The organism is Streptomyces sp. 2A115 (assembly GCF_052245575.1).
Lineage (GTDB): Bacteria > Actinomycetota > Actinomycetes > Streptomycetales > Streptomycetaceae > Streptomyces.
The window spans coordinates 63,593-86,018 of record NZ_JBQQCG010000007.1; the positions used below are offsets into that span (position 1 = coordinate 63,593).

Consider the following 22,426-nt stretch of genomic DNA (forward strand, 5'->3'; position numbering starts at 1 on the left):
GAACTCGTCAGCGGAACTTGTCTGAACAAGTTGGCCTCAGTAGGCCCGCCATTGATGTCCTGTTCGTAAACTCTGGAAAAACCATGACCCTTGATTCTCCGGCCAGTCGCCGGGCGCACGTGTCACCGCCGATCCTCGTCTAGGCTGGTCAAGGGGTACGCACCTGCACACAGAGGGGGAGCATGGCGGCACGACACGAGGAGATCGCCGAGGAACTCCGGCGGGCGATCGACCGCGAGGAGTACACCGTGGGCAGTCGACTGCCCGCCGAGACCGACCTCGCGGCTCGCTACGGCGTATCCCGCGGCACCGTCCGCCAGGCCGTCGCCGCGCTGACCTCCGAGGGGCTCATCGGCTCCCGGCAGGGCGCGCGCCGCGTGGTCCTGGCCAGCCGCCGCAGCCAGACCTTCGAGGAGTTGCGCAGCTTCGCCCAGTGGGCGCGCGCGATGGGCCGCGAGGCGACAGGACGCGTGGTGTCGGCCACGTACCGCCCGGCCACTCCCGAGGACTCGGTACGCCTCCAACTCGCCCCCGGCACCCCCGTGTTGCACGTCCTGCGCGTACGCGGCCTGGACGGCGAACCCGTGCTTCTGGAGCGCACGGTCTACGCCGACTGGATCTCCCCCGCCGTGGAGCGCATCGAGCCGGACTGCCCGTCGGTCACCCAGCGCCTCTACGAGGACACCGGCCTGGTCTTCGCCTACGGCGAGCACGTCATCGACGCGGTTGCGGCCGGCGCCCAGGACGCCGACCTCCTGGACATCCGCCGCACCAGCCCCCTGCTCCGGGTCCGCCGAGTCACGACGACCCGCGAAGGCCGCCCGGTCGAATGGTCCGACGACCGCTACCGCTCGGACGCCGTGACATTCAGCGTCCACAACTCGATAGCCAACAACGCGCTGGCGAGGCGCGCTCCGTAGGGCGCTCCCTCAAGGGGCGCGGGGAACTGCGCGCTCAGCCCACGAGGACCCGCACGATACGAACCGACGCGAGCCCTCCAATGCTTCAGGGGCACGGGAACTGCGTGACAGGCACCCACCGACCCGCACACCGCACACCGGACCTCGCGCGAAGCGCTTACGTAGGAGACCCCGAAGAGAACCGCCGCAACAACGGCGACAACACCAGCACAGACTTGGTCCGCTCGACGAACGGCTCCCCCGCGATCCGCTCCAGCACCCGCTCGAAGTGCCGCATGTCGGAAGCGAAGACCTGCACAACCGCATCCGCCTCCCCGGTGACGGTGGACGCGGCCACAACCTCCTGATACCGCTCAAGCCCCCGCTGAATGGTCTCGGGCGAGGTGTTCCGGCGACAGTAGATCTCGACGAACCCCTCGGTCTCCCAGCCGAGCGCCGCCGGATCCACCCGAACCGTGAACCCGGTGATGGCCCCGGTGGCCCGCAACCGGTCCACCCGCCGCTTCACCGCGGGCGCGGACAGCCCGACCTCCTGGCCGATGTCCGCGTAGGAACGGCGGGCGTCCTCGGCGAGGGCGTGCACGATGCGTTCGTCGAGATCGTTCAGCACTGCGGGCGGTTCACTTTTCTGAGGCGGCGAGACGGGACCGGCGGCAGCCGTGACTGAAGTAGAACACGAGCCCGACGGCCATCCAGAACCGGAAGACGACCGAGGGCGTGGAGTCGAGACTGCCGCGAGCAGCGTGCCCCCGGCCTCGGTCTCCTCTCGCATCTCAGGGCCCCTCCGGCCCCTCCGGCTCCCCCGCGATCGCCCGCGCCTCGGCCACGTCGTCCTCGTCGAAGCCCATCTGTCCGGGCCGCCCGTGTGCCGCCGCCTGGTCGTCGATCCAGCGGTTGTGCGCCTCCCAGGCGGCCTGCTTGCTGGTGCCCAGGGCGGCCCCGATCTGCGACCAGGAGGCGCCCGACGCGCGGGCCGCGCGGACGGTGAGCTGACGGCCGTACGCGGCCTTGCGGGCCACCACCTCGCTCAGCGCGAGCAGTTCGAGGAGCCCGGCGCGGTCGAGGGCTTCCTCGTCACTTCCGGCCCCGGCCATCGACTCCCGGACCCGTAGCTCGTCGAGACGGGCGACAGCGGTCAGCAGCGTGTACTGGGGCTCGATGCTCTGCGGTGTCGTCATGCCCCCAGGCTCTCGTCAAGCCACCTTGACGTCAAGAGGGCCTGACGCCAACGGCCCCCGCGCTCCCGGCGACGGAGCAACAGGGGCCGTACAGGTCGTACGTAGAGAAGGGCCGTACAGGTCGTATGTGCAGAAGGGCCGTACAGGTCTACGTACAGAGGGAACGTGCGTCACCAGCTTGCGTGCAGCGGCTTGCCCTCCGCGTAGCCCGCGGCGCTCTGGATGCCGACGACGGCGTTCTCGGCGAACTCCTCCAAGGAGTTGGCGCCCGCGTAAGTGCAGGAGGAGCGGACGCCCGCGATGATCGAGTCGATCAGGTCCTCGACGCCCGGCCGGGTCGGGTCGAGGAACATGCGGGAGGTCGAGATGCCCTCCTCGAAGAGGCTCTTGCGGGCGCGGTCGTACGCGGACTCCTCCGACGTGCGGTTGCGCACCGCGCGCGCCGACGCCATACCGAACGACTCCTTGTAGGGGCGCCCGTTGGCGTCGTGCTGGAGGTCCCCCGGCGACTCGTACGTACCGGCGAACCAAGAGCCGACCATGACGTTCGAGGCGCCGGCGGCCAGGGCCATGGCGACATCGCGCGGGTGGCGGACGCCCCCGTCGGCCCACACGTGCTTGCCGTACTTCTTCGCCTCGGCGGCGCACTCCAGCACGGCCGAGAACTGCGGGCGGCCCACGCCGGTCATCATGCGCGTGGTGCACATGGCACCTGGACCCACGCCGACCTTGATGATGTCCGCGCCGGCCTCGATCAGGTCGCGTACGCCCTCGGCGGCGACGATGTTGCCCGCGACGATCGGCACCTGCGGGTCGAGTCCGCGAACGGCCTTGATCGCGGCGATCATCGACTCCTGGTGGCCGTGCGCGGTGTCCACGACGAGCGTGTCGACGCCCGCGTCGAGCAGCTGCTTGGCCTTGCCCGCGACGTTGCCGTTGATACCGACGGCGGCGGCGATCCGCAGCTTGCCGTCGGCGTCGGTGGCCGGGGTGTAGAGCGTGGCGCGCAGGGCGCCCTTGCGGGTGAGGATGCCGGCGAGCTTGCCGTCCTTGTCGACGGCGGGCGCGTAGCGACGGTTGGCGTGGTCGAGCTTGTTGAACGCGTCACGCGGGTCGATGTCCGCGTCGATCAGCAGCAGGTCCCGGGACATGACCTCGGACAGCTGCGTGAAGCGGTCGACCCCGCCGAGGTCGGCGTCGGTGACAACGCCGACCGGCCTGCCGTCCTCGTCCACCACGACGCCGGCGTTGTGCGCCCGCTTCGGCAGGAGCGCCAGCGCGTCGGCGACGGTCTGGTGCGGGTCCAGCACGATCGGGGTGTCCAGGACGTGGTGGCGGCTCTTGACCCAGGAGACGACCTCGGTGACGACCTCGATGGGGATGTCCTGCGGAATGACGACGAGTCCGCCGCGGCGGGCCACGGTCTCGGCCATCCGGCGACCCGCGATCGCCGTCATGTTGGCGACCACCAGCGGAATCGTGGTGCCAGTGCCGTCCGGCGAAGTCAGGTCGACGCCCAGCCGCGAGCCGACCGCGGAACGGCTCGGGACCATGAAGACGTCGTCGTACGTCAGGTCATAGGGAACCGGAGATGAATCTACGTAGCGACCGCTGCCGGGTTCGATAAAGCGCATGAGTCTCACATTTTCACGCGAAACGGCGCAGGTCACTCCCACGAAGACACAGCAGAAAGCCCCCGGGTTCAGGTAATTCTCCAAGGGAGTACGGGGGCTCCGGCGTCGAGCGCAGACCTGCCTTACGCAGAAACGTTACCCGAGCATTTGCACAGCCCACGAACCGAAGATCTGGAACCGCTCAACCCGGAGATCAAACGCCGCACGGACATCGTCGACGGCCCTCATTAACCCGCCATCGGGAGTTCGGCGGGATTTACGGGATTGACCGGATCGACGGGTTCCAGTCTGCGGGTCCTTCCTGATCGAGGAGCGCACCGGGGAGACCGAACACCGGGTGCCGGACCGCGCCCGCGGCCCGGTCACGCCCCTGGGATCCGAGGGCGTCCGCGTCCGGCGAGCACCGGGCACCGCCCGCTGACGGTCCCGGCCGTCGCCTCCGCCACGATCACCGACCCGACCGGCAGAGGTGGGGTGACGCGTTCCGCGCCGGTTTTCTCTCCGGCCGGGCCCGGTGAACGAGCGACGAGCGGGCGGCCCAACCAGGCTGCGGCGTCACGAGGTTCGCGCTGGAGACGGCCGGTACACAGGAGTACGCCCTGGGCAGGTCGGTACTGGCCGTGGACAGGTCGGTACTGCCAGCTCGGTACTGATCGAGCGCATCCGTGGTGCACAGGTCGCCGAGGCGGGGGACGGACTCGCAGTTCACCTGGCGGGTGCGGCCGAGCGGGCACTACCCACTGGCCGTCGTGACCCACTGCCCCTCGTGAGGCCCCCGGCGTCCGCGGGCCGGCAGCGGGGCTACGGGTGGGCCCCGCCAAGAGCCAGCATCACGGAGAGCGCCGGCGTGCCGTCCGCCGCCTGGGAGAATACGTCCTGCGCGATCTCCCACTCGTCGGGCCGGGCCTTCGCGTACGACCGCCAACCGGTGACGACGACCAGCAGCCCCTTCTCGACTGCGGCCGCGGGCCAGACGGAGGGGTCTCCGAGGCTGTCGGCGAGCGCGTCCCAGTTGCGGCCGAACCAGTCCGGCAGCTCCAGGGCGCGTGCGCAGCGCTCCATGAAGTCCGCCTTGTCCGCGACCCCGTCGAGGTCCAGCGTGACCGCGAGCCGGCCCGCCACGTCCTCGGTCATCTCAACACCGCCCTGAACGACTGGTAGTGATCATCGGTGTAGTAGACCTCGCCGCCCTGCCCCGTGACAATGCGCCGGACGCCGCGGTCCCGCTCGTCCGGCGTCTTCACCGTGTACTCGCGGTAGTAGCCGCGCTCACGCCGCGGTAGCTCACGTTCGAAGTTCCCGAAGACGGCGCCGTCCTTGGCGTACGGGAAGGGGCCACCCTTGTCGATGAGGGCGAGTGTCCGACGGGCCTCAGCGGGAAGCCGCGCCTCCTCCACCGTCCCCATGCCGGCGGCCCACGCGGGGCCCGACACCGAGACGCTCGCCTCCGTCGTGGTGGCCGTCCTGGCGTCTGCGCTCGTATCCGTCCTGGTGTCCGCGCTCGTATCCGTCCTGGCGTCCGCGCTCCCATCCGTCCGCGTATCCGTCGACGAACAGCCGGTCAGCAGCACCGCGAGGCAGACGAGAAGCCCCGCGAACAGGCGGGGGACGGACCGGAGCAGCATGCCGCCGATGCTGCCACGGCCGTCCCCGTACGGCGCGTTGCCGACTCTCCGAGACATCCGCGAGACATCCGCGAGAGGTTCCGCGGAGGTCAGCCGCTCTAAATGATCACGTCAGTGATCACGGCCCGTCGGGGTCCGTCCGACCCAGGGCCGGACGCGGCGTCGACCCGGCCGTCATCAGGTAGTCCGCGGCCGCCGTGTCCGTCACCAGGCTGGTGACCAGACCGGAGCGGAGTACCGCGTCGATGGCCGCCGCCTTGCGCTGCCCGCCGGCGATCGCGACGACCTCGGGGATACGCCGCAGCCGGTCGGCCTCGACCGTGATGCACCGCTCCCCCAGGTCCCGCCCGACCCGGTGGCCCTCGGTGTCGAAGAGGTGCGCGGCCATCTCGGCGGCGACACCGAGCGACGCGTAGTTCGCGCGCTCCTCGTCGCTGAGCATGTCGTGCACCGTGGAGATGCCCGCCTCCCAGGAGCCGATGGACACACAGGCGACCGTCACCTTGTCGAAGTACTCGAAGGCGCGGGCGATTCCCGTCTGGTTGCGCAGCGCGGCCGCGGTGGCCACGTCCGGCAGCAGCATCGGCGCGTAGATGGGGTGGGCGTCCCCGCCGGAGACCTGGGCGGCCCGGCGGACGGCCTCGACCGAGCCGCGCTCGGCCGTCCCGGCGTCGTAGACACCCGTCAGCTGCACCACCGTGCAGGGCGGCAGCCGGTCGAGGGCGGCCGCCATGTGAATGGTGGAGCGTCCCCAGGCGAGGCCGAGCACATCGCCCTCGGCGACCAGCTCGCCCAGCAGGTCGGCGGCGACCTCGCCGAGGTTCTCCGGGTCGGGCGACTCCGCGGCCTCGGCCGGGGACTCGACGACGACGGCATGCCGCAGGCCGTAGCGGGCGCGCAGCGCGTCCGAGCGCTCCGCGTCGAGCTCGGCGGGGACGCGGATCTCGATCCTCACGAGATCACGTTCGAGAGCGGTCTCCAGGACCCGGGCCACCTTGAAGCGGCTGACGCCGAACTCCTCGGCGATCTGGATCTTGGACTTGCCCTCGAGGTAGAAGCGGCGGGCCATGGCCGCCGCCTGCACCAGCTCAGCGGGTCCCATCCGCATGGCTGACCGGCCCGCCGACATACCCGACACGGCGATCTCCTCTTCTGCTGTTCACACTCTGGACTCGCCGTTCATCCTTGCAGATCCGGCGTACTTGATCAGCCCTGAGGGGCGGCGTTCACGTTCCCTTGGCTCAGTGGTCGCCCGCCCATGCCCCGCGGCTCGTCGCCGCCTCGGCCTGGGTGCGCAATGCACGTACCGCCGCTGCCGGGTCGGATGCCCCGTACACCGCCGATCCGGCGACGAAGACGTCGGCGCCCGCCTCGGCGCAGCGCTCGATGGTGGAGTCCGAGACACCCCCGTCGACCTGAAGCCACAGCTCAAGGCCGTGCTTGTTGATCAATTCGCGGGTGCGGCGAATCTTGGGGAGCATGATGTCGAGGAACGACTGACCTCCGAAGCCCGGCTCGACGGTCATGATCAGCAGCATGTCGAGCTCGGGGAGCAGATCCTCGTACGGCTCGATGGGCGTCGCGGGCTTGAGCGCCATGGAGGCACGGGCACCCTTGGCCCGGATCTCGCGGGCGAGCCGTACCGGCGCGGCGGCCGCCTCGACATGAAAGGTGACGGAACCGGCACCCGCTTCTACGTACTGGGGCGCCCAGCGATCGGCGTCCTCGATCATCAGATGGCAGTCCAGCGGTGTGTCCGTAGCACGCGCCAGCGACTCTACGACCGGCACTCCGAGTGTGAGGTTGGGGACGAAATGGTTGTCCATCACATCGACATGGAGCCAGTCAGCCCCTTGCACCGCCTTCGCCTCCTCGGCAAGGCGGGCGAAGTCGGCGGACAGGATGCTGGGGTTGATCTGCGCGGCCATGTACCAAGCGTGCCATGCGCCGCGCTGTGCTGTAACGCCGGTTCCCTGTGGCTCGGGCAACGCGGATTCCGCGGGTCGTTCGTGGCTGGTCGCGCTCACGCGACGCAGCCGCGTGTGTCACGGCCCCGCGCCCCTTACGAGGCGCCTCCGCCCGTGCCATGCTGGGCCGCCCACAGGGTCCAGATACGGCTGCGGGGGTGGCCATGACGGACGTAGGAAACCGGCCGAAACGAGGCATCGCACATCTGGTCTGCGGGCGCCGGGCCAAGTGGCTCGTGGTGGGACTGTGGCTGGTGCTGCTCATTCTCACGGCGCCCTTCGCCCAGAAACTCACCGACGCCCAGGACAACGACGCGGCGTCCTGGCTGCCCGGGTCCGCCGAGTCCACCCAAGTCCTGGAGATCTCCGAGGACTTCAGGCCGGAACAGATCCCCGCGGTCGTGGTGTACGCCCGCGATAGCGGCCTGACGGCTCAGGAGCGGGCGCAGATCGCCGAGGACGCACGCGAGATCAAGGAGCTGCGGGCGCACGGCCTCCGCGGCGCGGAGACCCGGGGACCTGTCTTCGACCGGGACACCGATCCGCGCGCGGCCCAGATCCTCGTCCCCATCACGATGGACGAGAAGGGCTGGGAGGAGATCGCTCCCGCCGTCGACTCGATCCGTGACGTGGTGGGCGAGGGCGGGGACGGGCTCGCCGTGCACATCACCGGCCCGGGCGGTACGTCCGCGGACTTCTCCGAGGCCTTCGAGGGCATCGACTCCACGCTGCTGTTCTCCGCGATGATCGTCGTCATCGCGATGCTGCTGCTCACGTACCGCAGTCCGACCCTGCTCCTGGTCCCGCTGCTCGGTGTGATCGCGGCGCTGTTCACCTCCCAAGCCCTGATCTACCTCCTCGCGGAGCACGCGGGCCTGACCGTCAACGGCCAGAGCGCGGGCATCCTGACGGTCCTCGTCTTCGGCGCGGGGACGGACTATGCCCTGCTCCTGGTCGCCCGCTACCGGGAGGAGCTGCGCCGTCACGAGGACCGCCACGAGGCGATGGCGCTCGCCCTGCACCGGGCGGGGCCGGCGGTGCTCGCGTCCGGCGCGACCGTCGTCCTGAGCATGCTGGTGCTGCTCGCCGCCGAGATGAACTCGACGCGCGGCCTCGGCCCGGTCGCCGCCATCGGCGTCGCGGTAGCCCTCGCCGCGATGATGACCCTCTTCCCTGCCCTGCTCGTGATCTTCGGCCGCTGGATCTTCTGGCCGGTGATCCCGCACTTCGGCCAGGCCGACCCGACCGAGCGCGGTCTCTGGGCCCGCATGGGCCGCCGCATCTCCCGTCGCCCGCGTCTGATCTGGGGCGTCACCGCGGCAGTGCTCGCGCTGCTCTCGCTGGGCCTGATCCAGCTGCGTGCGGAGGGCATCAGCAACGCCGACGCCTTCACCGGCAAACCCGACTCGATCGTCGGCCAGGAGGTGTCCGCGCGCTACTTCCCCGCGGGCAGCGGCGATCCGCTCGTCATCGTCAGCGACCGCGCCCAGGCCGAGGAGGTCGGCCAGGCGGTCGCGGCCACCTCCGGAGTCGTACCGGACTCCCTCGGCCTGCCACCCGGCACGAAACCCGAGTTCGAGGGCAAGGTCCTCTTCGAAGCCACGATGACCGAGCCCGCGGACAGCGAGGCCGCGAAACAGACGGTGGAACGGGTACGGGACACCCTGCACGCGATCCCTGACGCCGACGCGCAGGTGGGCGGCGGCACCGCGTCCCTGCTCGACATGGACGAGGCGACGACCCACGACAACATCCTGATCATCCCGCTGGTCCTCGTGGTCGTCCTGCTGATCCTCTGCGTCCTGCTCCGCGCTCTGATCGCCCCGCTGCTGCTGATCGGCACGGTGGTGCTGTCCTTCGCCTCCGCGCTGGGCATCAGCGCGCTCGCGTTCCGGTACCTCTTCGACTACGCGGGCGAGTCGACGGACTTCCCGTTGTTCGTCTTCGTCTTCCTGGTGGCCCTGGGCATCGACTACAACATCTTCCTGACCACCCGCATCCGCGAGGAGGCGACCCGCCAGGGCACGCGCAAGGGCGTGGTGACGGGCCTGGCCGCGACCGGCGCGGTCATCACCTCGGCGGGCCTGGTCCTCGCGGGCACCTTCGCCGCCCTCGGCACCCTCCCGATGGTCGCCTTCGCCGAGATCGGCTTCGCGGTGGCCCTGGGCGTACTGCTCGACACGTTCGTCGTGCGGTCGATCCTCGTGACGTCCCTGTTCCTCGACGTGGGCCCGAAGGTGTGGTGGCCACACCGACTGGCCCACGAGGACGGCGGCACGGCACACCCGACGGCGGCCACGGAGGAACCGGAACCGGCGTCGAGGCCGGGCGGACCGTCCGAGTAGGGAGAACGGAGCGTCCGAACAGGGAGTGCGGACCATCCGAAACCATCCGAATAGGGAGCAGGCAGCTCAGCCGATCCGGCGGATCAGCGCCAGATACATCGCGTCCGTCCCGTGCAGATGCGGCCACAGCTGTACGTCGGGCCCGTCGCCCAGGGCCGGTACGCCCGGGAAGAGCGGGCGGGCGTCGAGGAGTTCGGCGTCGTGGTGCTTGAGTACGTCGTCCACCACGGCCCGGGTCTCGGCGAGGTGCGGCGAACAGGTGGCGTACCCGACGACACCGCCGACCCGCACGGAGTCGAGCGCCGTGCGCAGCAGCCCGCGCTGCAGCGGAGCGAAGCCCTCCAGATCGTCGGGACGACGACGCCAGCGGGCCTCGGGCCGACGACGCAGGGCACCGAGTCCCGTGCACGGTACGTCCATGAGTACGCGGTCAAAAGTCCCCGACCGCCACGGCGGACGCGTCCCGTCGGCGGCGATCACCTGGTAGGGCCCGGGATTCCCATCGAGCGCCTTCGCCACCAACCCGGCCCGGTGCGGCTGCTTCTCGGAGGCGAGCAGCACGGCCCCGCGCTCGGCGGCGAGCCCGGCGAGCATGGCCGCCTTGCCGCCGGGCCCCGCGCAGCCGTCGAGCCACGCCTTGTCCGGCCCGTCGAGGGGCACGTTGGCGAGGGCGAGCGCCACGAGCTGGCTGCCTTCGTCCTGGACGCCGGCCCGGCCCTCGCGCACGGCCTCGATGGCACCCGGCTCGCCGCCCTCGGACAGCCGCACGGCGTACGGCGACCAGCGCCCCGGAAGCGCGGACTCCTCGCCGAGCGCGCCGAGGAGTTCGTCGGCCGTGGCGCGCCCGGGCCGGGCGACCAGGGTCACCTCGGGCCGCTCGTTGTCGGCCTCGAGCAAGTCCTCGATCCCCGCGCGCCCGCCACCGAGCGAGTCCCACAGCGCGGAGACGATCCACCGCGGATGCGAGTGCACGACGGCGAGATGGTCCTCGGGATCGTCGGCGTACGGCGGCGCGACCTGCTCGATCCATCCGTCCAGGTCTTGCTGCGCGATCTTCCGCAGCACGGCGTTGACGAACTTCGCCCGCCCGTCGCCGAGGACGACCCTCGCCAGCTCGACCGACGCGGACACGGCGGCGTGCGTAGGGATCCGCGTCCCCAGCAGCTGATGCGCACCGAGGCTCAGCACGTCCAGCACCGGCGGGTCGACCTCGCGCAGGGGCCGGTCGACACACGCGGCGATGACAGCGTCGTACGTCCCCTGCCGGCGCAGCGTCCCGTACACCAGCTCCGTCGCGAGCGCAGCGTCCCGACCGTCGAAGTCCCCCTTGTCCCGCGCCTTCCGCAACAACGGCGGCAGCACGAGATTCGCGTACGCGTCCCTCTCGTCCACCGCCCGCAACGCCTCAAAGGCAAGCATCCGCACGGGGTCCTTCTTGGGACGACGGTAGGGCTTGCCTTGCTGACGGGGCCGACGGGCCTGCTCGTTCACGTAAAAGGTGCTCCGGATCGTGGAAGAGGTACGCACCCAGCGTACGTCGGCGGGGTGGGTGGGGTGTGGGGCACGTGAGGGCGAGCCCCGACAACCGCGGCCGAGGCGGCCCGGCCGCTGACTGACGACGGTGGTCGCGGGCGTCAGCCGATCCGACAGGCTTGTCGAGGGCAAGTGCCCTGACAACGACGACCGAGAGTCACAGCCCGCCGGTCACGAAGGCGAAATCCCCGACTGGCCGGCCACGGACCGAACCGCGTCGCTCCGGCCGCCGGGCACAAGTGTGAGCCCACTGACCGACGATCACGACCACGATCACGGCCAAGGCACTGCGGCCGGGCGCCGTCGCCGGGCAGCCTCCGAAGGCCGACGCCCGAAGACCGACGTCCGGCGGACGGCACCCGGCAGGCGGGCAGACGGACACGGCTGCGCAGCCGGGCAGGAGCAGTCTCGGGCGGGGCCGGCCGACAACTCGGCGGGACCGCCTGACGCAGCTACGCCCCGAGCGTTTCGCCGGAGGCGATCCGTACCCCGCGCGCCCAGTCCGCCGCCCGCATCGGCTTCTTGCCCTGGGCCTGGACCCACAGCAGCTCGACGGCGTACGAACCGGTGCCGACGTACACGTTGTTCTTGCCGACGGACAGCGCTCCCGGGGCGAGATCCGTCCGCTCGGGAACCGGCGCGGCCTGGATCAGCTTCAGCCGCTCCCCGCGGAAGACGGTCCACGCACCGGGGGCGGGCGTGCACCCACGTACGACGCGGTCCACGCGCAGCGCGGGCGCGGCCCAGTCCACGTGGGCGTCCTCGACGGTGATCTTCGGGGCCATGGTGATGCCGTCCGTCGGCTGCGGTACGGCCTTGACGGCGCCGCCCTCGATCCCGTCCATGGTCGCGGCGAGCAGCCCGGAGCCCGCGAAGGCGAGCCGTGTCAGCAGGTCCCCGCTGGTGTCGGTGGGCCGTACCTCCTCGGTGACGGTGCCGTAGACGGGCCCGGAGTCGAGCCCCTCCTCGATGAGGAAGGTGGACGCGCCGGTGATTTCATCGCCCGCCATGATCGCGTGCTGCACGGGCGCCGCCCCGCGCCAGGCGGGCAGCAGCGAGAAGTGCAGATTGACCCACCCATGGGTGGGGATGTCGAGCGCGACCCGGGGCAGCAGGGCGCCGTAGGCGACGACGGGGCAGCAGTCCGGCGCGATCTCCCTCAGCCGCGCGAGAAACTCCTCGTCCCGCGGCCGCGCCGGCTTCAGCACCTCGATCCCGGCCTCCTCCGCTCGCTCCGCGACGGGGCTCGCGACGAGCCTCCGCCCCCGTCCCGCCGGCGCGTCGGGGCGGGTGACGACAGCGGCCACCTCGTGCCGACCAGAGGCGATCAGGGCATCCAGAGCGGGAACGGCGACCTCGGGGGTACCTGCGAAGACGAGCTTCATGGGTGGGAGTCGGCCTCTCGGGCGGGTTGGTGACGGGCAGCACACCAGTCTATGCGGCACGCACGTTGACTGCCCCAACGGCCGCCGCGTGGCGGCCGGGTGGGCCGGGCACCGGCCGGACACAGCAGCGTGGTCGCCGGCCGCCGACAGCGCTCAACCCCACGGGAAGACCCGCACCCGACAACGAACCCGCACGGGCGGTGGGGCGGTGTGGGCGGGAAACGCCCTCCCCCACCCGTCCCACCCGCAGGCCGAAGGCCGCGGCAAGCGCCCGCCCGACCGCCGGGGGCGTACGCATATGCCCCCACGCCCCTGATGCGTGACCAGTCACCCCGAAACGCGTTGGTCAAGAAAGAGTTGACCAAAACGGGCCGCAATCGCGGCCCGGTCCTTTTCAACGCCGGTTCGAGAGGCTTGTTCATGGCCGACCACGCAACCCACGACGCCCAGGCTCGGGCCAGCCTGCACTTGCTGGTGCGGGACATCGAGCGGGTCCGCCGGCAGGTGGACGCACTGCGCACGCTGACCGCCCAGCTGGGCAACGTCTACCGCCCGCGCCGCTCCGGCCCGTCCACGGGCTTCGTCGTCTACGGACGGGCTCCCGCCCCGACCGTCCGCCTCGCCCAGGAGCTGCGGGACAGCGTCGAGACCCTGGTCACGGCCGCCGTGGACTTCGACCGCTCATTGGGCTTCTCGTGGGACGCGGTGGGCTCGGCACTCGGGGTCACGAAACAGGCCGTACACCGCCGTTACGGTGCCCGCCGAGCCACGGCCCAGGCCGCAGCGGACGCCGAGCGCGCCACGGAACCGTCGGGTTCCCGCGCGATCGCCGTCAACACCGGCATCCCCACGGTCCCCGCGGCCCGCTCCATGCCGATGCCGATGCCCATGCCGACCCAGCCGACATCAGGCAGCCCCACCCTCCGCGAGGAGGCCAGGCCGAGCGCCTTCCCGGGCCCGCGCAACGGCTGACACACCCACCCGTCTGCCCCCGACGAGCGTCGGGGGCAGACTCGTACGCTCGACCGGTGAGCCAACTACATGGAGCCATCCAGCCGCCCAGCCGCCCCACACGGTCATCCAATATCCGCTGGATCAACCCGAATCCTCACCAATTCACTCCCCCCACCCGCTCCACTCCCCCCACGAGCCATCCGGGCCGCCTGCGCACTCTTCAGCGCGGACGCCAACGCGGCCCCCCTCCCCGGCGGCACCCGGATCAACGCCCGCTCCCACTGCTCCCCCACCGGCGGCGCCCCCGCCCGGCGAGGCCGCCCCGGATCCGCCGCAGGCACCGGCACAGGCCCCAACACCTCAGCCTCACCCGGCAGTTCGACCGCGGCCAGGAATCCGGCGAGTGCCTCCGCCGTCCCGGACACGGCCGCCATCCGTGACACGGGCGGAAAGCCCAGTTCGGCCCGCTCGGCAAGCTCACGAACGGCATGGCCGACAGGATCCCACCGCACCAGCGCCTGCACGGGCCGCAGCGTCGGCTCGGCGACGATCACCACGGTCCCGCCGTCCCGCTGTCCCCGCACCAGCGCCGCCGCCCCGATCCACCGCCGCAACGCGTCCTCACCGGCCCGCAGATCGGGCCGCCCCAGCATCGCCCAGCCGTCGAGCAGCAACGCAGCCGCGTAGCCGCCCTCGGCCACCGGTTCCGCGCCCGGCGTACTGACGACGAGCGCGGGCGCCCCCGGCACCGTATCGAGCACCTGCTCGCGCCCGGAGGTCCGTACGGGCACGGCCGGAAACGCGCGCCCCAGCTCCTCGGCGGTCCGCCGCGCCCCCACGACCTGCGCCCGCAGCCGGAACCCACCGCACTCCGGACAACGCCACTCCCCCTCGTCCCGCCCGCACCACCCGCACCGCAGCAGCCCAGCGTCCTGGCCCTCCAACGGGCCGGCGCACTGCCGGCACCGCGCGGGCGCCCGACACTGCGCACAGGCCATCCGAGGTACGTAGCCACGCCGGGGCACCTGCACGAGCACGGGCCCGTGCCGCAGTCCCTCCCTCACGACCTGCCAGGCAAGGGTGGGCAGCCGCGCGGCCCGTGCCGCCTCGTCGCGCGCGAGATCCCCGTCCCCCACGGTCCGCACGAGCGGAGCCGCCCCCCGCACCTGCTCCCGCTCGGCGACGATCGGAGCCGCCCAGCCGCTCTCCACGAGCTGCGCGGCCTCGACGGTGCAGCTCCAACTCCCCAGCAGAAACGCGCACTTGTCCTGAGCGGCCCTCAGCAGCAGCACTTCCCGCGCATGCGGCTGAGGCGCGTGCAGCTCACTGTGGCTGCCGTCCCCGTCGTCCCAGATGGCGACGAGCCCCAGATCCTGTACGGGCGCGAACATGGCGGCCCGGGTCCCCACAACGGCCCGTACGGACCCGCGTCGCACCGCGAGCCACTGCCGGTACCGCTTCTCGGGCCCGGCCTCGGCGGTGAGCACAGCGTGCCGCCCGTCCCCCAGCACCGAGGTCAGCGCGGCATCGACCCGGCTGACAGCCCGCCCATCCGGCACGACGACCAGCGCACCCCGCCCCGACGCGAGCGTCGCCCCCACGGCCCGCGCCAGCTCGTCGGCCCACTCGGGCCCCGGCAACGCGTTCCACACGGCTCGCGGCGCCCCACCCGCCGCGAGCGACTCGACAAAGGCGGCCCCCCGCGAGTACCGAGCCCAGGACCCCACCTCAGGCACACCAGGAACGGGCAGCGGCTCGGGCGACGGCTTCCCCTCGGCCCGCGCGTTGCGCGGCGGCACGGCGAGCTGCAGCACATCGGCCAGACTCCCCGCGTACCGATCCGCGACAGCGCGCGCGAGCCCCAACAACTCCTCGCTCAACACCGGCTCGGGCGAAACGACTTGGGCAAGCGCGGCAAGCGGCCCCGCGTAATCGGACTCGGCCAGCCGCTCGACAAGAAACCCGTCGATCAGCCCCCCACCCTCACGCCGCCCCTCTCGCACCCGATGCCGCCCGGCCCCGAACCGCACCCGAACCCGAACCCCGGGCTGCGCGTCGGCGTCCAACTCCTCGGGCACGGCGTAGTCGAAGTACCGATCAAGATGCAGCACACCCTTGTCGACAAGCACCCGAGCAACGGGCAACTCCTTGGCGAGAGCGGCTCCCCGCCAGGTCCGCGGCTTCGCCCGCGGAGCCTTGCGCACCGCCTCCCGAATGAACGCAAGCTGCTCCGGCGGCGGCCCTTCGGCCCTGCCTTCGCTCTGCCCGTCGTTGCTGCTCACAGCTGCATTCCTACCAGACCGCACTGACAACGCCCGGTCCCGAGTTCCCCACCCGACGACGGCTCGGACACTGCCCGAGATCACCGGCGCACGAACCCACAAGTCCGCCCCGCCAGCGTGATTTCCGCTCCCGATCCGGCCTCCTTCTCCGGAACCCCGGGCCGCCGACAGCGATGAGAACGCCATGCCGTACGACGACTGACCGGCTCAACAGCGGAGGCCCGGCCCCCCTCAGGGAAGCCGGGCCTCGCGCAGAACCAGACCGACTACAGCCCCGCAGCCTTCCGCAAAGCATCCACCCGGTCCGTCTTCTCCCACGTGAACTCGGGCAGCGCACGTCCGAAGTGCCCGTACGCGGCGGTCTGCGCGTAGATCGGCCGGAGCAGATCCAGGTCGCGGATGATCGCGGCGGGGCGGAGGTCGAAGACCTCGCTGATGGCGCTCTCGATCTTCTCCGCGTCGACCTTCGCGGTGCCGAAGGTCTCCACGAACAGACCGACCGGCTCGGCCTTGCCGATGGCGTACGCGACCTGGACCTCGCAGCGGGAGGCGAGGCCCGCGGCGACGACGTTCTTCGCCACCCAGCGCATCGCGTACGCCGCCGACCGGTCGACCTTGGACGGGTCCTTGCCGGAGAAGGCGCCGCCGCCGTGGCGGGCCATGCCGCCGTACGTGTCGATGATGATCTTGCGGCCGGTGAGGCCGGCGTCGCCCATCGGGCCGCCGATCTCGAAGCGGCCGGTCGGGTTCACCAGGAGGCGGTAGCCCTCGGTGTCCAGCTTGATGCCGTCGTCCAGGAGTGCCTTCAGCTCCGGCTCGACGACGAACTCCCGGATGTCCGGGGCAAGGAGGGAGTCGAGGTCGATGTCCGACGCGTGCTGCGAGGAGACCACGACCGTGTCCAGGCGGACCGCCTTGTCACCGTCGTACTCGATGGTGACCTGCGTCTTGCCGTCCGGCCGGAGGTAGGGGATCGTGCCGTTCTTGCGGACCTCGGACAGGCGCTTCGACAGGCGGTGCGCGAGGTGGATCGGGAGCGGCATCAGCTCCGGGGTCTCGTCCGTCGCGTAGCCGAACATCAGGCCCTGGTCGCCCGCGCCCTGCTTGTCGAGCTCGTCCTCGTCGCCCTCGACCCGGTTCTCGTACGCGGTGTCGACACCCTGCGCGATGTCAGGAGACTGCGCGCCGATCGACACGGACACGCCGCAGGAGGCGCCGTCGAAGCCCTTCTTCGAGGAGTCGTAGCCGATCTCGAGGATCTTGTCGCGCACGAGCTGCGCGATCGGTGCGTACGCCTTGGTCGTGACCTCGCCGGCCACGTGCACCAGGCCGGTCGTGATCAGGGTCTCGACGGCGACCCGGGACTTCGGGTCCTCGCGCAGAAGCGCGTCGAGAATGGTGTCACTGATCTGGTCAGCGATCTTGTCGGGGTGACCCTCGGTCACAGACTCCGAGGTGAACAGGCGACGGGACACAACGCTCCCTGGGGTTGCAGCGGCTGCTGGCTGATCATTGGTGGACTGTCGGGAGCTGCGCCCGGCGTAGTCCAAGAACAGTTTATCGGTCGCACTCGGCCGCAGGGCTACCGTCTCGCCACTCGGGAGTGCTGTGACCTGCGGCACGGGCATTCTGCGACACGGCGAACCTTCTCCGCCAGGCTCACACACCCTGCTCGGATGTTTTTGACGAGCCCCTTGAAGTGAATGAGATGAAGTGAATGAGACATTCACCGGATCCGGCGTGCCACCAGGTCCCACACAATTTCGGCCAGGGCTTCCTTGGGCCCGTAAGGCACCGGAGTCTCGCTTCCGTCGGCACCGAGCACGACCGCCTCGTTCTCCTCGGCGCCGAAGGTCTTGCGCTCCCCGACCTCGTTGACGACGAGGAGATCGCAGCCCTTGCGCTGGAGTTTCGTCCGCCCGTTGGCCAGGACGTCGTCCGTTTCCGCGGCGAAGCCGACGATCACCTGGCCGGGGCGGGCGCGGTCCGCCGAGATCTCCGCGAGGATGTCCGGGTTGCGGACCAGGACGATCGGTTCCGGCTCCTGGTCGTCCTTCTTCTTGATCTTTCCGGCCGCGTACGTCGATGGCCGAAAATCGGCCACCGCGGCCGCCATCACCACGGCGTCCGCGTCCGGGGCGGCCTTGAGCACCGCCTCACGCAGCTGGACGGCCGTCCCGACCGGCACCACGTCCACCCCCGCGGGGTCCGGCAGTCCGGTGTTCGCGGCGATCAGCGTGACCCGGGCGCCCCGGGCCGCGGCGGTGCGCGCGAGGGCGTACCCCTGCTTCCCGGAGGAACGGTTGCCCAGGAAACGGACCGGGTCGAGCGGCTCGCGCGTGCCGCCGGCGCTCACGACCACATGCCGGCCGGCCAGATCCGGCTCGGCCACGCCCCGAGCGAGCACCCGGCGGCAGATCTCGAAGATCTCCCCTGGGTCGGGGAGGCGCCCCTTGCCGGTGTCCACGCCGGTCAGGCGTCCCACCGCGGGCTCGATGACGACGGCTCCGCGGCGGCGAAGCGTGGCCACGTTCTCCTGCGTGGCCGGGTGCTCCCACATCTCGGTGTGCATGGCGGGCGCGAAGACCACCGGACAGCGGGCGGTGAGCAGGGTGTTCGTCAGCAGGTCATCGGCGAGACCGTGGGCCGCTTTGGCGAGCATGTCGGCCGTCGCAGGGGCCACGACCACCAGGTCGGCGTGCTGCCCGATACGGACGTGCGGGACCTCATGGACGTCCGACCAGACCTCGGTGGACACGGGGTGCCCGGAGAGCGCGGACCAGGTGGCGGCACCGACGAAGTGCAGCGCGGACCCGGTGGGTACGACGCGTACGTCATGACCCGACTCGGTCAGCCTTCGCAGCAGCTCACAGGCCTTGTACGCGGCGATGCCACCGCTGACCCCCAGCACGACCTTCGGCTTGTCCACCGGGCCTCCCCACAGTCGAAAACGTACATCCCCATGACACACCACAGGCCCGGCAGTCGCGCTGCCGGGCCTGTGCCGCGAAAAACAAGATGACTACTGCGCCGGGCCTTCGACGGCCTCCGACGTCAGCAGACCCGCGTTGATCTCGCGCAGGGCGATCGAGAGCGGCTTCTCGTGGACGTGCGTGTCCACGAGGGGACCGACGTACTCGAGGAGGCCCTCACCGAGCTGCGAGTAGTACGCGTTGATCTGGCGGGCACGCTTGGCCGCGTAGATCACGAGGCTGTACTTCGAGTCGGTGGCCTCGAGGAGCTCGTCGATCGGAGGGTTGATGATGCCCTCGGGAGCAGTGATGGAAGAGGACACGCTCTGCCTTCCGAAAGGGGAAAAAATGACCTGAAAGATCAGACAACTTCCATCAAGGCTAGCAGCTCGCGCGCCACGTCCTCGACGGAGGTGTTGACCAGGGTGACATCGAACTCCGGCTCGGCCGCCAGTTCGATCTTGGCGGCCTCCAGCCGGCGCTCGATCACCGCGGGAGGCTCGGTGCCCCGCCCGGTGAGTCTGCGCACCAGCTCCTCCCAGGAGGGAGGAGCCAGGAACACCAGCAGGGCATCCGGCATGGACTCGCGGACCTGCCGGGCACCCTGGAGATCGATCTCCAGGAGCACCGGCTCGCCCGCTTCCAGCCGTTCGAGCACGGCCCGGCGCGGCGTCCCGTAGCGGTTGCCCGCGAACTCCGCCCACTCGAGCAGCTCGCCGTTGGCGATCAGCTTGTCCATCTCCTCGTCGCTGACGAAGAAGTAGTGGACGCCGTGCTTCTCACCGGGGCGCGGCTTGCGGGTCGTCGCCGACACCGAGAGCCAGACCTCGGGGTGTTCCTTGCGCATATGGGCGACGACCGTGCTCTTGCCGACCCCAGAGGGGCCGGAGAGCACGGTCAGCCGCGGACGTGAAACCGGGGGTACGGGGGTCGTCCCCCGGGATGTTGCAGCCATGCAGCGATTATCCAGGTTCTCAGGAGTGCCTGAGAACGTCAGGCGGCGCCGCCACCGAACTCGCGCTCGAGAGACGCGATCTGGTTGGAGCCGAGTCCGCGCACACGGCGGCTCTCGGAGATGCCAAGTCGCTCCATGATCTGCTTGGCGCGGACCTTGCCCACGCCCGGCAGGGACTCCAGGAGAGCGGAGACCTTCATCTTGCCGATGACGTCGTTCTCCTGACCCTGCTTGATGACCTCGTGGAGGGAGGCGCCGGAGTGCTTGAGTCGATTCTTGACCTCGGCCCGCTCCCGGCGAGCCGCGGCGGCCTTTTCGAGCGCGGCTGCGCGCTGTTCAGGGGTAAGGGGCGGAAGAGCCACGCCTACGTCACCTCGGATGTCGAACTGTCGGATACGGACCGGTGAGGAACCTAGTCGCCCCACACCTGGGGAGCAACGAGCAACGCTCTCGCCCGTTCTCCCCCACTGCCTTAAAAGCGTGGGGGGTGCCCCACTCGTCGGAGACTAGCGGGCAAGTGCGCCTGAGTCAGCGAGAACAGCGGAAAAGTCCTGGTCAGCCTCCATCGAGCTGGACTTTTGGGACAAAATGCCCCGGATTTGAGGATGTATTCAAGCTCGGGACGCCCGCAAGACGCTCGCCGAAGCCGTTACGCCGCCGCCACGGCCGCGCGGATCTCTTCCGCGAAGAGGTCCGATGACGCGCGTAGCGCGCCGACGTCGGGTCCGTGACGCAGAACACCTCGGCTGACGTTCGGTACCACTTGGCGCACCGCCGCTCCGAAGACGCCCGGCAGATCGGCCGGGGTGGCGCCCTGGGCACCGATTCCGGGGGCGAGCAGCGGGCCGTTGATGTCGAGGTCGTACGAGGAGAGATCGCCGAGCGTGGCTCCGACGACCGCGCCGAAGGAGCCCATCGGGGTCTCCCCCGCGTTCTCCTCGGCGAGGTGCGCCAGCATGGTCGCGCCGACGTTCCTGCCGACCTGGTCCCCGGGACGTACCGCGTGCTGCACTTCGCCGCCTTCCGGGTTGGAGGTGAGCGCCAGCACGAACAGACCCGCACCGCTCCGGCGCGCGAGTTCGACCGCCGGCTTCAGCGAGCCGTAGCCGAGATACGGGGAAACGGTCAGCGCGTCCGAGAAGAGCGGCGAGTCCTTCTCGAGGAAGGCGGACGCGTACGCCGCCATGGTCGATCCGATGTCGCCGCGCTTGGCGTCCATGACGACGAGCGCCCCGGCCTCCCGCGCCTCCGCCACCGACTTCTCCAGGACGGCGATGCCGCGCGACCCGAAGCGCTCGAAGAACGCGCTCTGCGGCTTCAGGACGGCGACCCGCTCGGCCAGCGCCTCGACGACGGTGCGGCTGAAGCGCTCCAGGCCGGCGATGTCGTCGTTCAGGCCCCAGTCGGCGAGCAGGGAAGCGTGCGGGTCGATGCCGACGCACAGCGGCCCCCGCTCATCCATGGCACGGCGCAGCCGGGCGCCGAAGGGTTCTCCAGAAAGGCTCATACGGAATCTCCAGAAACGCTCATGCGATTTCTCCGGTAAGGCTCATGCTGTCTTCCTCACGTCGGCGCCGACCGCGTCGGCGAGGGTGGCGTACGGACTGGTGCGCAGGCGGGCGGCGAGGCCCTTGTGGACGGCACGTCCCCAGAAGGGGCCCTCGTAGATGAAGGCGCTGTAGCCCTGGACGAGCGTGGCACCGGCCAGGATCCGCTGCCAGGCGTCCTCGGCGTTCTCCACGCCGCCGACACCCACCAGGGTGATCCGGTCCCCCACGCGCGCGTAGAGGCGCCTCAGCACCTCCAGGGAGCGCGCTTTCAGCGGCGCGCCCGAGAGCCCGCCGGTCTCCTTGACCAGTGAGGGGTCTGATTTCAGACCGAGGCCCTCGCGCGCGATGGTCGTGTTCGTGGCGATGATGCCGTCCAGGCCGAGCTCGACGGCGAGGTCGGCGACGGCGTCGACGTCCTCGTCGGCGAGGTCCGGCGCGATCTTCACCAACAGCGGCACGCGGCGCGTGGTCACCGCCCGGTCCGCGGCCTCGCGGACGGCGGTCAGCAGCGGCCGCAGCGACTCCGTGGCCTGGAGGTTGCGCAGCCCGGGCGTGTTCGGGGAGCTGACGTTGACCACGAGGTAGTCGGCGTGGGCGGCCAGCCGCTCGGTGGACCTCACGTAGTCGGCGGCCGCGTCGGCCTCCGGGACGATCTTGGTCTTGCCGATGTTGACGCCCACGACGGTCCTGAAGACAGGCGTACGGGAGGCCAGGCGCTCGGCGACGGCCGCCGAGCCCTCGTTGTTGAAGCCCATGCGGTTGATCAGCGCGCGGTCGGGGACGAGCCGGAACAGCCGTTTCTTCGGATTGCCCGGCTGGCCCTCCCCCGTGACCGTACCGATCTCGATGTGGTCGAAGCCGAGCATCGACATCCCGTCGACGGCGACGGCGTTCTTGTCGAAGCCCGCCGCGAGCCCGAAGGGCCCGTGCATCCGCAGCCCGAACGCCTCGGTCCGCAGCTCCTTGTGGCGGGGCGCGAGCACGGCCGCGACGAACGTCCGCAGGACGGGGATCCGGGCGGCGAGCCGGATCCAGCGGAACGCGAGGTGGTGGGCCCGCTCGGGGTCCATCCGCTTGAAGACGAGCCGGAAGAAGAGCTTGTACATAGTCATGTCCTCATGAAGAG

General features: G+C 70.6%; 20 protein-coding genes. 3 read left to right on the top strand and 17 right to left on the bottom strand.

Annotated elements, in window-relative coordinates; translation table 11 throughout:
- Positions 1–182 precede the first annotated feature (182 nt).
- Entirely contained in the window at positions 183–920 is a 738-nt protein-coding gene (locus tag ACTWQR_RS08795) for a GntR family transcriptional regulator (protein ID WP_443226372.1), read from the top strand.
- Between the two features lie 157 nt (positions 921–1,077).
- Here ACTWQR_RS08795 and ACTWQR_RS08800 read toward each other — a convergent pair whose 3' ends face one another.
- The 7 genes from ACTWQR_RS08800 to rpe all read right to left on the bottom strand — a co-directional run bounded on the left by ACTWQR_RS08800 (position 1,078) and on the right by rpe (position 7,285).
- On the bottom strand, positions 1,078–1,530 hold the full coding sequence (locus tag ACTWQR_RS08800) for an Lrp/AsnC family transcriptional regulator (protein ID WP_359310919.1): 453 nt from the start codon (positions 1,528–1,530) through the stop codon (positions 1,078–1,080).
- A gap of 163 nt (positions 1,531–1,693) precedes the next feature.
- Positions 1,694–2,098 carry a hypothetical protein gene (locus tag ACTWQR_RS08805; protein WP_443226373.1) on the bottom strand — a complete coding sequence of 135 codons (405 nt, stop codon included), beginning with the start codon at positions 2,096–2,098 and terminating at the stop codon, positions 1,694–1,696.
- Between the two features lie 170 nt (positions 2,099–2,268).
- Complete coding sequence (locus ACTWQR_RS08810) at positions 2,269–3,732, bottom strand: GuaB1 family IMP dehydrogenase-related protein (protein ID WP_443226374.1); 1,464 nt, start codon at positions 3,730–3,732, stop codon at positions 2,269–2,271.
- 801 nt (positions 3,733–4,533) lie between these two features.
- The gene (locus tag ACTWQR_RS08815) at positions 4,534–4,866 is read right to left on the bottom strand and encodes a barstar family protein (RefSeq protein WP_443226375.1); all 333 of its coding nucleotides are present in this window, start codon (positions 4,864–4,866) and stop codon (positions 4,534–4,536) included.
- Entirely contained in the window at positions 4,863–5,357 is a 495-nt protein-coding gene (locus ACTWQR_RS08820; protein WP_443226504.1) for a ribonuclease domain-containing protein, read from the bottom strand. The genes ACTWQR_RS08815 and ACTWQR_RS08820 overlap by 4 nt, the downstream gene beginning before the upstream one ends.
- Before the next feature lie 118 nt (positions 5,358–5,475).
- Positions 5,476–6,486 carry a sugar-binding transcriptional regulator gene (locus ACTWQR_RS08825; RefSeq protein ID WP_443226505.1) on the bottom strand — a complete coding sequence of 337 codons (1,011 nt, stop codon included), beginning with the start codon at positions 6,484–6,486 and terminating at the stop codon, positions 5,476–5,478.
- Between the two features lie 112 nt (positions 6,487–6,598).
- A complete protein-coding gene (gene rpe, locus ACTWQR_RS08830) occupies positions 6,599–7,285 on the bottom strand; it encodes a ribulose-phosphate 3-epimerase (RefSeq protein WP_443226376.1) in 687 nt (228 codons plus the stop codon).
- Positions 7,286–7,488: 203 nt separating this feature from the next.
- Here rpe and ACTWQR_RS08835 point away from each other — a divergent pair, with 203 nt between their 5' ends.
- Positions 7,489–9,669 (top strand): MMPL family transporter, encoded by a 2,181-nt coding sequence (locus ACTWQR_RS08835; RefSeq protein ID WP_443226377.1) that lies wholly within the window; start codon positions 7,489–7,491, stop codon positions 9,667–9,669.
- 66 nt (positions 9,670–9,735) lie between these two features.
- Here the strand turns inward: ACTWQR_RS08835 and ACTWQR_RS08840 are convergent, their stop codons facing one another.
- Both ACTWQR_RS08840 and fmt read right to left on the bottom strand, forming a co-directional pair.
- Complete coding sequence (locus ACTWQR_RS08840; RefSeq protein ID WP_443226378.1) at positions 9,736–11,160, bottom strand: RsmB/NOP family class I SAM-dependent RNA methyltransferase; 1,425 nt, start codon at positions 11,158–11,160, stop codon at positions 9,736–9,738.
- A 494-nt stretch (positions 11,161–11,654) separates the two neighbouring features.
- Complete coding sequence (fmt, locus tag ACTWQR_RS08845) at positions 11,655–12,587, bottom strand: methionyl-tRNA formyltransferase (RefSeq protein ID WP_443226379.1); 933 nt, start codon at positions 12,585–12,587, stop codon at positions 11,655–11,657.
- A gap of 420 nt (positions 12,588–13,007) precedes the next feature.
- On the opposite strand from fmt, the gene ACTWQR_RS08850 reads away from it, so the two are divergent.
- Entirely contained in the window at positions 13,008–13,559 is a 552-nt protein-coding gene (locus tag ACTWQR_RS08850) for a hypothetical protein (RefSeq protein ID WP_443226380.1), read from the top strand.
- Between the two features lie 104 nt (positions 13,560–13,663).
- Here the strand turns inward: ACTWQR_RS08850 and ACTWQR_RS08855 are convergent, their stop codons facing one another.
- From ACTWQR_RS08855 to ACTWQR_RS08890, 8 genes are all read right to left on the bottom strand, one after another.
- A complete protein-coding gene (locus ACTWQR_RS08855; RefSeq protein ID WP_443226381.1) occupies positions 13,664–15,823 on the bottom strand; it encodes a primosomal protein N' in 2,160 nt (719 codons plus the stop codon).
- Positions 15,824–16,089: 266 nt separating this feature from the next.
- Complete coding sequence (gene metK / locus ACTWQR_RS08860; protein WP_443226382.1) at positions 16,090–17,298, bottom strand: methionine adenosyltransferase; 1,209 nt, start codon at positions 17,296–17,298, stop codon at positions 16,090–16,092.
- A 251-nt stretch (positions 17,299–17,549) separates the two neighbouring features.
- Positions 17,550–18,752 carry a bifunctional phosphopantothenoylcysteine decarboxylase/phosphopantothenate--cysteine ligase CoaBC gene (gene coaBC, locus ACTWQR_RS08865; RefSeq protein WP_443226383.1) on the bottom strand — a complete coding sequence of 401 codons (1,203 nt, stop codon included), beginning with the start codon at positions 18,750–18,752 and terminating at the stop codon, positions 17,550–17,552.
- Between the two features lie 93 nt (positions 18,753–18,845).
- Complete coding sequence (gene rpoZ, locus ACTWQR_RS08870; RefSeq protein WP_003982715.1) at positions 18,846–19,118, bottom strand: DNA-directed RNA polymerase subunit omega; 273 nt, start codon at positions 19,116–19,118, stop codon at positions 18,846–18,848.
- A gap of 38 nt (positions 19,119–19,156) precedes the next feature.
- The gene (gene gmk, locus ACTWQR_RS08875; protein ID WP_443226384.1) at positions 19,157–19,750 is read right to left on the bottom strand and encodes a guanylate kinase; all 594 of its coding nucleotides are present in this window, start codon (positions 19,748–19,750) and stop codon (positions 19,157–19,159) included.
- 38 nt (positions 19,751–19,788) lie between these two features.
- Complete coding sequence (locus ACTWQR_RS08880; protein WP_005319887.1) at positions 19,789–20,112, bottom strand: integration host factor; 324 nt, start codon at positions 20,110–20,112, stop codon at positions 19,789–19,791.
- A gap of 287 nt (positions 20,113–20,399) precedes the next feature.
- Complete coding sequence (pyrF, locus tag ACTWQR_RS08885) at positions 20,400–21,257, bottom strand: orotidine-5'-phosphate decarboxylase (RefSeq protein WP_443226385.1); 858 nt, start codon at positions 21,255–21,257, stop codon at positions 20,400–20,402.
- Between the two features lie 42 nt (positions 21,258–21,299).
- Positions 21,300–22,406, bottom strand: a complete 1,107-nt coding sequence (locus tag ACTWQR_RS08890) for a quinone-dependent dihydroorotate dehydrogenase (RefSeq protein WP_443226506.1) — start codon at positions 22,404–22,406, stop codon at positions 21,300–21,302.
- Positions 22,407–22,426 lie beyond the last annotated feature (20 nt).